Origin of the sequence: Affinundibacterium nitidum (assembly GCF_014284155.1) — a bacterium.
GTDB lineage: Bacteria > Pseudomonadota > Gammaproteobacteria > Burkholderiales > Burkholderiaceae_D > Undibacterium > Undibacterium nitidum.
In genome coordinates this window covers 1-504 of record NZ_JACOFZ010000031.1, presented here as the reverse complement: position 1 = coordinate 504, position 504 = coordinate 1, and the positions used below count along the sequence as shown (strand labels likewise).

General features: G+C 51.0%; 1 protein-coding gene. It reads right to left on the bottom strand.

Annotation, left to right across the window (positions count from 1 at the left end):
* The coding region (locus H8K36_RS19770) for a Calx-beta domain-containing protein (protein ID WP_304941542.1) at positions 1 to 504 on the bottom strand (504 nt) is incomplete at both ends.

Genomic DNA, 504 nt, shown 5'->3' with positions numbered 1-504 from the left:
TGGCCGCCGATACCGTAATACTTTCGGTGCCTTCAGCAACACCATCAGCTATCGTCGCTACTCGCAGCAAAAAGCTTTGCGCTCCGGCTGGAACATTGACCGCACCAGCCAAGTTTAACCACGTCGCTCCACCATCGACTGAATATTGTTGTGCACCTGTGTCCACACCAACTGTCGCACTGCCAGAAATCGCATTTACATTGACGGCTGTCGTTGTCGTACTTGTGCCTGTCAAATTAATGGTAAAGACTAAGGCATTACCTTCCGCGACTGTCGCGCTATCGATCGACGACACTACAGGACGGTCGTCATTCGTGCCATCAACTCCTGTACCATCATCTTTGATCGTCACAATGCTGGCGCCTGCACCAATCGTCACATTGGTCGGATTCGTCAAATTCACCGTGAACGTTTCACCGCCTTCATAGACGCGGTCATTGGTGATCGGTACTGTGATCGTTTTAACCGTTTCACCTGGAGCAAACACCACACTGCCAATCACTG